This window comes from Chryseobacterium sp. HNCC26DJ241 (assembly GCF_057180505.1).
On the sequence record NZ_JBXUGL010000036.1, the window covers coordinates 20,958 to 30,005 of the forward strand.

At 30.5% G+C, this 9,048-nt stretch carries 9 protein-coding genes; 2 read left to right on the plus strand and 7 right to left on the minus strand.

Annotated features, from left to right (window positions below; genetic code table 11):
* Positions 1-75 precede the first annotated feature (75 nt).
* Positions 76-339, minus strand: a complete 264-nt coding sequence (locus tag AC2A1C_RS13790; RefSeq protein ID WP_484026402.1) for an RHS repeat-associated core domain-containing protein — start codon at positions 337-339, stop codon at positions 76-78.
* Positions 340-629: 290 nt separating this feature from the next.
* Between AC2A1C_RS13790 and AC2A1C_RS13795 the strand changes: the two genes are divergently transcribed.
* Both AC2A1C_RS13795 and AC2A1C_RS13800 read left to right on the plus strand, forming a co-directional pair.
* Positions 630-893 (plus strand): hypothetical protein, encoded by a 264-nt coding sequence (locus AC2A1C_RS13795; RefSeq protein WP_484026403.1) that lies wholly within the window; start codon positions 630-632, stop codon positions 891-893.
* Between the two features lies 1 nt (position 894).
* Positions 895-1,197 (plus strand): type II toxin-antitoxin system RelE/ParE family toxin, encoded by a 303-nt coding sequence (locus AC2A1C_RS13800; RefSeq protein ID WP_484026404.1) that lies wholly within the window; start codon positions 895-897, stop codon positions 1,195-1,197.
* A 197-nt stretch (positions 1,198-1,394) separates the two neighbouring features.
* Here AC2A1C_RS13800 and AC2A1C_RS13805 read toward each other — a convergent pair whose 3' ends face one another.
* The 6 genes from AC2A1C_RS13805 to AC2A1C_RS13830 all read right to left on the minus strand — a co-directional run bounded on the left by AC2A1C_RS13805 (position 1,395) and on the right by AC2A1C_RS13830 (position 8,943).
* Positions 1,395-2,438 (minus strand): hypothetical protein, encoded by a 1,044-nt coding sequence (locus AC2A1C_RS13805; RefSeq protein WP_484026406.1) that lies wholly within the window; start codon positions 2,436-2,438, stop codon positions 1,395-1,397.
* A gap of 3 nt (positions 2,439-2,441) precedes the next feature.
* Entirely contained in the window at positions 2,442-3,422 is a 981-nt protein-coding gene (locus AC2A1C_RS13810) for a PD-(D/E)XK motif protein (RefSeq protein ID WP_484026407.1), read from the minus strand.
* A 1-nt stretch (position 3,423) separates the two neighbouring features.
* A complete protein-coding gene (locus AC2A1C_RS13815) occupies positions 3,424-5,472 on the minus strand; it encodes a Z1 domain-containing protein (protein WP_484026408.1) in 2,049 nt (682 codons plus the stop codon).
* A gap of 126 nt (positions 5,473-5,598) precedes the next feature.
* Positions 5,599-7,131 (minus strand): ATP-binding protein, encoded by a 1,533-nt coding sequence (locus AC2A1C_RS13820; RefSeq protein ID WP_484026409.1) that lies wholly within the window; start codon positions 7,129-7,131, stop codon positions 5,599-5,601.
* 4 nt (positions 7,132-7,135) lie between these two features.
* On the minus strand, positions 7,136-8,437 hold the full coding sequence (locus AC2A1C_RS13825) for a DNA cytosine methyltransferase (RefSeq protein WP_484026411.1): 1,302 nt from the start codon (positions 8,435-8,437) through the stop codon (positions 7,136-7,138).
* Positions 8,438-8,709: 272 nt separating this feature from the next.
* Positions 8,710-8,943, minus strand: coding sequence for a hypothetical protein (locus AC2A1C_RS13830; protein WP_484026412.1), 234 nt, complete (start codon positions 8,941-8,943; stop codon positions 8,710-8,712).
* Positions 8,944-9,048 lie beyond the last annotated feature (105 nt).

Genomic DNA, 9,048 nt, shown 5'->3' on the forward strand with positions numbered 1-9,048 from the left:
GAGACACCACAAGTGTTCGAAACCTTTAACTTTCTTACCTTTACAAGAAACCATGAAAGTTTCCGAAGTTTTAGATTATATACCGAAAGTATAATCTCTGTCTTTTTGATATGTATATTCTATAGAATTTTTATTATCATCACCATAATAAATCATGATTTTGTTTCCATCAGGATCTTTAAAAAAGATAGGATTATTAATTGCGTAGTTGTAACCATTATTATCTGTGTGTTTTTCACTATATGCATCAATCCCCCCACATCTTGCAATATCAGCTATATACATCATCGCCCCATAATCATACATTCCGGTCTCCTGAAGCTCCTTTCCGTTATACATACTTGTACTTATACGCCTTTTTTAAACCTTCATTATGTGAGTATGTGTTGATCAAAGTTTTTGCCTTAATTCTAGTAGCGAAAGTAAGTTTATTTCGTCAATTATCATAATTTAGAAAGAGAAAAAGTTTTCAAAATTTCCTAGTGTTTAAAATTCGTATATCATTGTACATCATCTACTATACTACTATGGAAATCTTTGTAGGATAATCTGGGAAACCTTCATAAGATTTTGATCCTTTTTAATATTCAGTACGATTTTTGTTATATTTGTATATAAAATGTTTTGTGATGGAAGCAATGAATTTCACAAGGGAGCAATTAGCTCAATATATTCTGAATAATGCAAAAGATTCCGTAATTGATAAAATAAAAGCTCTCTTGGAAAAAGAGGACGAAACTGTTGCATATTCAATAAAAGGACAGCCTTTAAATAAAAAAGAATACATTTCGCATATCGAAACGATCAGCAAAAAAATTGATGACGGGGCAAAAACTTATACTTCAGACGAAGTAAAGGAGTATGTATTGAACCGAAAGGCAAGATTAGGATAGAATGATGCAGAAAGTTGTTTGGTCGGATAATGCGAAAGAATCTTTAGCTGATATTTACGACTACATTTTTGAGAACAGTCCACAAAATGCAGAAAACGTAATTGATACACTGTTAGAATTAGGAAATTCATTAGAGGATTCAAGATTCGATTATTCCAAAGATTTAATAATTGATAATGACAGATTTAGATTTATTCCTAAATGGAGTTATAAGATTATTTACGAAAGAAAAAATAATGAAGTGAGAATAATAGATGTTTTTGGAACTAAACAAAATCCCGAAATTTTAAAGAAATATAAATAACTTGTAATACCCACAATTTGTAAAAAAATCGAACGTTTTTTCTTTTGTTTTTTTCTTAATCGGTGGCAGGTTTATATAAATAAGAAACGTTAATTTCTTTAATCTGAAATAGAATCCACAAAGTTTTTTTTAAGGGCGTAAGGAAACCGCATTGATGATAGTATCATTTGATATTATGAAATTTCTAAAAAACATTTTTATCCATTAATCTTTCTGTAAATTTCACTAACAATCTTGTACCAATCCTTAAAAGTCATATTTTTACGTTTTTTATCATAGTATTTAGATGTTATTTCAACAGCTTGTAAAACTTGATTTTTCTTCAATAATGGCTTAATCGTTTGTAAAAGATCTTTGTCTTTAATTTCATAAATAGTGTCTGGGGTTTGCACATCAATTTCCGATTGCTTTTGATTTGCGTTTATTGTTTTTGGATGACGAGTTTGTTCATAAATCCGAAAGTCTATATATCGTTTGAATGAATTTGAGTTTTGATATTTAGCAATTAGATCTTTCTCTTTAAACTCTTTTACAGAGTTCCATATTGTATATAGTTCTTTTAATGTTGTAGGGTTTTGAATATCAAAAAGAGAGTTCTTTTTGAGTTCTGAAATTTCTTTTAAGTCTTTTGAAATTTTCTCAACACCATAAGTGTACACTTTTACTGAACTTTCTGAATATTTTTCTTGTAACCATAATATAAAACGTTCTTTGTCTGAAAGTGGTTCTTTTGCTATTAAGTTTACAGGAATAGAGTTATTTTCAGTATTTTCTTTAAATAAGTTCAATGCAACATTGAAAAAGGCTATCAGATTTTCTCTTTTAAAAAGAATAAATTTTTCTCCATTAGTCAAATAACCAAATTGAAATTCATCACTTCTTACTTGTGCTTGTAAAGAGAAGCGAGAATATAGCGAAACATTACCTTTGGCATTTAATCGCTCTTTTACGTTTTTAGGATTCCAAGAAACCACAATATCGTTATCAACATCATAACCGAGAATTACAAAAGGTATATCTGCTTTGAATATTTTTGAAAAATGGTCGCTATATGGCAACTGAACTCTAGTAATATCAGGATTTTTGAAATATGCAGAAGATAAATTTTTTAGAAATACAAAATATTTTACTGTTCCTATTTTAATTAAAAAAGGATTTCCTTCTTCATAACTGAACTCGTCTAACTCATTGAGTGTTTCAATGAATTTTATCTTTAAATCTTTTGCTATTAGTTTTCTCATACTTTAAACCAATGAGTTATGAAGTTTTGAATCTGTTATTGTTTTATTTATAGTTTTTATATCAGTTAAATCACAATCAAATCTGACATTCGTAATATTTGACGGAATATAAGCCCTGTTGATCGCAGGAATATTGAGACTATCATAATAATGGATTGTGTCTACTGCAAGTTTGTAATCAAAGAAAATATCAAATGATTTTTCAAAATCTTTACCAAGTGTTACCGCAACCATTTCATTAACCCGAAAAGCTAAATTCTTGTCTTTGATTTTATTTTCAATATTTTCAACCAAATCAAAAATTGTTGTTCCTGTTCCTGTTTCAACGGTGAAAATTGATGCAATGATTAGCTTAGAATTTGTGTTTGGTGTTAGTTGCTCCAAAGAAAAGTTGTGTATTCTTCTGTTTTTTGCTGTGCTTTTTACCTCAATCTTATCAATACCGTCATTGAAATCATATTTGTCTGATATAGCATTGTGCCATGATTGAATTAAATAATCGGGAGATTTTGATTGCTCAATAATCAATAATTCAGCCCAAAGTCCTTGAATTGTATTTAAGGCAGGTTTTGAAAATTTAGTGAAAAGATTTATCAACTTATCTATTTCAATTTTTAAGTCTTTTAAAAGTGGTTTTTCTGAAATCTTTTTTATAAGTACAAAAACAATTTTCAGAAAATATTCCTGCAAATAATCGGAATCAGACTTAAGAGAAATAATTGTGTAAATATCTTCTTCAACCTTACCTTTTTTATTTATTAATTGGCATTTACGATTGTATAGAACAGAAATAAATTCAAGATTTGTATCTAATAATTTTGCTTTTGTGGTGTCATCACATTTAATAAAAAACATTGGTTGACCGATTTTTGATATTCCAAGTTTATGATTTTTAATTGTCGGCAATGAAGCAATAGAAAAGACATCACCATTTTTTGGCGATTCATTTTTAAGTTCTTGAAATTTTTTAAAAACGTTCTGCATTTTATTTTTCTACACTTACAAATGAATGAGCAAAATCTTCGGGATAATAAATACCTAAAGTGTAAAGGACTTTTTTGTCCCAATGCATTGAAGTGTGTTTTACTTTAATTTTATGAATTTGAATACATAGGGAATCCTCAAATTTGATCCCTTTATCTCCAGGATAAACTTCTTTACCTGAAGTAGAACGTCCTGAAAAAATATTGTTTAACTTTAAACTTCCTTTACTTTCTATTAGCGATGTTCCTTTGCTTTTGGAAATATCATAGGCATAACTCATCTCAAAAATATATGCCTCTTTTATGTCCTTTTTCTCTGCTAAATATCGTAAATACTGAATTGTTGAGGATTTTCGCAAAGCATCAGGCATATTCATTATTTTAAAGTCTTTCAAAAATTCAATGACTTTTCCGATTTCAAGTTTTACGTAGCGATGATTTCTGTCATCAGTTCCATAGTTCTTAAATTCTTTAAATATTTGATTTGAAAGAAAATTTGAAACGAAAGCAATATTCTCATCAATATGCTGTAAGGCATTCATTTGTCTCCAACCATTTAATTTATGCGATACGACATCTACAGAAAGAACATTACTTCTTGTTGGATTCATAGAGCCGTTAAGGATTAGTAACTGTTCTACGGTTTCAAGAGTATTTTCTTTAAGTATTGTTCGCATAATTTCTTCGTGTTCTACATAATCCCGATATTCCAAAATAGAATCAAGTGGAAGATAGACACGACAAGAATCAAGATAGTTACGCTTATACCCGAAAAATCTACAACGCTGTTGAATAGTATCTGCATTTGATCTAGTTATACTGTAACGTGGCATATAAGAAACGGCTAATCCTTCAACTGTGTAACCTCTGTTTAGCATTTCTGCACCAACCAATATATGAGATGTAGCATTGCTCCAATCTATTTCTCGTGAACCCTGAATTACCAATTCTAAATTTGTATCCAGTAAAACTTGGGAAACTTCACTCATTACTTCATCAAAAGTTGGTGGATTGTCAATTCTCTTTATTGCATCTTCGTAATTGTTGTAAAATTCCGTTACTAATTCTATTTTACTTGGGTCGTTATCAGGAAGTGCCAATCTGTTAGACCAATTATCTATAATGTTAGAAACCCAATTATAGAATTTTTTACTTGCATCTTGCTCTCTATCAGCATGAATCATCATGGAAAGAAAATTCTCTTTCTCTTGGATATTTACAACTATTGCAGTTGCCATTAAAAATAATTGTAAGGCTTCAATCAAACTTTGTGGACATTCAGATAAAGGATTGTGTTTATGATGATAAACCTCTAAATCAGGAATGGTTTTTATAAGGTCTGTATTATCTTCAAAAAATGTTTTTCCTCCTGTATATGCTTTGCCTGGAGTAAGTATAACGTGAAACTTTGGCGAAAGCAAATCCATGATGTTTATAAGCAGTGGTGCTTGCGGTGTTGCCGTATATTGAATGTAAGAATGATTAGGGAGCGAAGCTCGTAAATCTAGAATACTTGAATAAGTAGAGCTAAATTCATCATCTTCCCAATCTTCTGACTTGCTGTTTTTTCTTGCGTAAGTGTTCAAACTTGCTTGGTCTGCTTCATCGTCAATAATTAAAACTCCATTATTGCCTAAAGTTTCTCGAACTTCAACAGTTTTAAAGATTTCTGTTAATTCACTTATATGCTTAGTATGTTTTAATACAGTTATAAGGATTGCAGGTTTACGGTTTAATTTTAAAGCACCTTTAATATCATTATGTGCATTCGTTTTAATGGAAGGACTTTGATAAACTTTAAAAAATCTTGAATTATCACTTTCGGTAAGTAAATCTTTCTTTAGTCGTTTAGTTGTTTGTTCTAATAGATTGTTTTTAATTCCTGCAAAATAAATTATAATTCTAAATCCATTATCAATAGCTAAAGCAGTTAAAGTGGTAAAAGACATCGTTTTCCCGCTTTGAACATAGCCTATTGTAATACCTGTTGTACTTCCAACGGTTTCAACTGGATTATTACATTGAGAAAGAATTGAAGTCGTTTCGTTCAATAAATTTTCTCTCTCGTCATTGTCTAACTTAGTGAAACGGCTAAGTAAATCAGCAGTTCTTTCTCCTTGAGCGATTGGGAAGTTAGTTGTTATCGGATCTATTATTTTTATCGTTTCACTCATGGCTTAGATATTTCTTATAAAATTATTAAAATTCAAACGCAAGTTTCCTGCACCTTTTGTCCCTTGCGATGGTGCAACGAGTTCAGCTAAAACTAATGCACGGATAATTGAAACTATAGGCTGATAATCCTCTTCAGATTTTATTTTTTCATACCGTGTAAAAAATGGATGAGCAAGGTTTATTTTGAAAGTTGCTTTTTTATCGAACAATTCGTCTTTTTCTTCTTGCAAAGAATATAAATTTGTAATTGAAGGTTCTGTGATGAATTCCAATTTTAGTTTGTATTTTTCGCCTTTTATTTCAATAAAATCCTCGTGAGCATCAATTGTTTTTGCTTTTTTGTAAAGTTGTTCATTTTTTGTTGCAAGGCTTTTATTGTCAATTTCTTTTAATGAAGTTTCAACCTTTTCCTTTAGATTTTCAACTTTTGTTGTTTTCTTCATATTACTGACAATATTCTTTGCAACTTTCACATTGTCATTTTGCGTTTTGGGCTTAACATATTTTTCTGCTTGTGTATACAAATCAAAATCTTTTGCAGAAATTTCAACCTGTATAGCTTCCATTAGAAATTCTAAATCTTCTTGCTCTTGAAAACTGCCTTTATTGAAACTTACCGCAAAGCCTTCTAGCTCTAGTTCGCCAAAAATCCTTTTGTATCTTGGAGAGCCAATTTGTCCGCAAATAGCTTTTGGTCTGTATTTTTCATCGTGGCTTCCTTCAATTACCCTGCCTCTTCTGAAAAGCGAAAGTCCATTTATTTCACTCGTACTCATTGTATTTAGAATTCCAATAAATCCTGTAACCTTGTATTTATCTGATGAAAAATTAATTTCTTTTTTCCAATAAATGGATGTTCCTTTTGGGTTGGTATAATATGGTGCGTTTAAAATCTCAGGATCTTCGTATATTAACTCTATATCGTTAATATATAATTTCAAATCTCCTTTACGAATAAATTTTCGGTAAATACTTGCCAAATGTTTTTTGATTTTATCCATTTGGTAAGCAGTTGGGGCATTTTTTGATAATTGAGATAAAGTGATTTCAGTAAAATGAACTGACTTAGCCTTGTCAGTATTCTTTACTTCCAAAACCTCTTTTTCTTCTTTTAAAACTTTTTCCAAATTAAATTCAACATAGCGTTCTTCTGTTTCATTTAAGGCTGCTGTTTTTACACTCCAAACATTTGCTAACCAAATTGAAGCGGTTTTCATTCCCATCCCGAACTCGTGTAATCCCGTGTTGTCAATTGGAATATTTGCTGGTTCAAATGCTCGTTGAAAATTACTTATATCAATACCTGTAGCATTGTCATAAATTTTAATAAAATCGTTCTCCCAATCTATATTTATCCTAACCTCAAACTGATATTTTCCATTATGTAATTTTCTGAGTGCTTCTTTATTGTTTTCAAAACTCTGAACGGCATTATCAACATATTCACCTAACGCAAACCAAACCTTGTTATTAAGGTTTCTAAATTGTCCGTAAACGCCTGTTTGAATTTTTATTGATACTGTATTTACACTCATCTTTTTATTTGATTAGGTTTTCAGCTATTTTTTTTACAACTCCAACATTAACCGCATTTCCAAGTGCTTTAAATGCTTTTGATATTGTCGGTGGCAATTCTTTTAATTCTTCCATACATTGAAGTTTTGCAGCTTCTGCTTTTGTCATATATCTACCCTTTTCGCCATTTGGAGTTTCCACCCAAGGAAAAATTGGAATTTGTGTTGTTGTCAAAACCAATGCTGGCGAATATGTTGGCATTTTCACTCGTATACCTGACGGTCTGAATTGTACAATTTTATCATTGATCGTTAAAGGCACTTCGCCACAATTCCATTCAAATTTTTGATGACTGTTTTCAAAATCTTTGATCTTTGGAATCCAATCTTTCAACCAACTCTTATGTTTTAGGTAAAACGCTCTGTTTGCTTTGATATAATATTTTTTCCAACCAGGAAATTCTGTTTGATTTTCTTTTATTCCATTCTGAGCATAAATAGGCAAACATTGAAGCAAATCATCAAAACAATTACCTTTTATTTCTTGCCCGAATGTTCCTCTTTTTCCTTCTAAGTCAGTTCTGTGTAATTTAATTGGCGCTTTACTTTCAAAAGGATAATCTGCACCAAATTCCATTGCCCAAATTGGAAAACGTGGAACTTCTTCTGGTTTTAGGTGGTCTAAAAATTCCTGCCAAATGTCCAAATGATTTTTTGTGTCTTCACGCAAAGTCATAAAATCTGTATCGTCTTTTATGATTATGTTGTGAATGCTGATATTGTCGTGTTGTTCTTTTTCTGGAAATTGAAAATCGGTTAAACCTTCTTTTGTCTTAAGTCTGCCCACAATATAAATTCTCGAACGGTGTTGAGCTATTCCAAAATGGTGAGGCGATAAAATTTCCTCTTTTACATCATAAAGTTTGGATAACTCTGAGTGAATAACTTTCCAAGTATTTCCGTCATCGTGTCCTCTAAGATTTGAAACATTTTCTAAAAACACATATTCAGGTTTATGAAGTTCCAAGATTTCCATTATTTTATAAAATAAATTTCCATTTCTTGGGTCATTCAAGCCTAACTGTGCGCCTGCTTTTGAAAATGGTTGACAAGGAAAACCTGCACACAAAATATCATGTTTTGGTATTTTACTTACTTCAACTTTGGTTATATCTCCATCACTATCAATATTATGATTTATTTTATATAATTTCCTTAATTCTTCATTTAACTCACTTGCAAAAACGCATTCGTGTCCTAAGTCTTTTAAAGCCAAATGAAAGCCACCAAGACCCGCAAATAAGTCTATAAATTTTAATTTCTTCATGTTTATATTTAATGCTTAGATGCAATATTTATGTTAAAAAACATCAAATATTGATCATTAACAGAGAAAAAATATATTTCTTTTCTCAATAAATCCTTGTAAATTTAAGAATTAGTTTTATTCCCCCATAATAAATTTAACAAATTAGTAAATCTGAAAACTTGAAAATTTATTATCAATCATCAATATTTATAATTAAAAAAGTAAAATACTTCTTATAGAAAAAGCCCTCAGATCTCTGAGAGGCTTAAGAAAACTAATCGAAAAGTAAATTATAACACAGGAAAAAACCGATTGATGAGTTCCCTTTGCTGTTCACTATCGGCTTTAAAATATTTTTCAGTCGTACCCGGCCACTTATGACCAGCCAGCTCCTGCACCTTTTCCAACGGCAATTTTTTATCATTCAGCCAATTGCAAATCACACTCATCCGAATCGTCTGCGGACATAATTTTTTGTCGGGGAATAATCCTTTTAAAGGTTGACGTGTTTTAATTTTGTTCAAAAATATTTCAATCAGCAAACTTATTCCTTACGGATTGCCATAAAATGAGTTATTTTTATAATTAATTATCATCTTTTATCAATTTTTTCATCAGTTAATTCCACA

Bases quoted from the DNA above. Each gene is read 5' to 3' on its own strand.
- AC2A1C_RS13820 (WP_484026409.1), bottom strand. From the start codon at position 7,131: ATGAGTGTAAATACAGTATCAATAAAAATTCAAACAGGCGTTTACGGA.
- AC2A1C_RS13800 (WP_484026404.1), top strand. From the start codon at position 895: ATGATGCAGAAAGTTGTTTGGTCGGATAATGCGAAAGAATCTTTAGCT.
- AC2A1C_RS13795 (WP_484026403.1), top strand. From the start codon at position 630: ATGGAAGCAATGAATTTCACAAGGGAGCAATTAGCTCAATATATTCTG.
- AC2A1C_RS13825 (WP_484026411.1), bottom strand. From the start codon at position 8,437: ATGAAGAAATTAAAATTTATAGACTTATTTGCGGGTCTTGGTGGCTTT.
- AC2A1C_RS13810 (WP_484026407.1), bottom strand. From the start codon at position 3,422: ATGCAGAACGTTTTTAAAAAATTTCAAGAACTTAAAAATGAATCGCCA.
- AC2A1C_RS13790 (WP_484026402.1), bottom strand. From the start codon at position 339: ATGTATAACGGAAAGGAGCTTCAGGAGACCGGAATGTATGATTATGGG.
- AC2A1C_RS13805 (WP_484026406.1), bottom strand. From the start codon at position 2,438: ATGAGAAAACTAATAGCAAAAGATTTAAAGATAAAATTCATTGAAACA.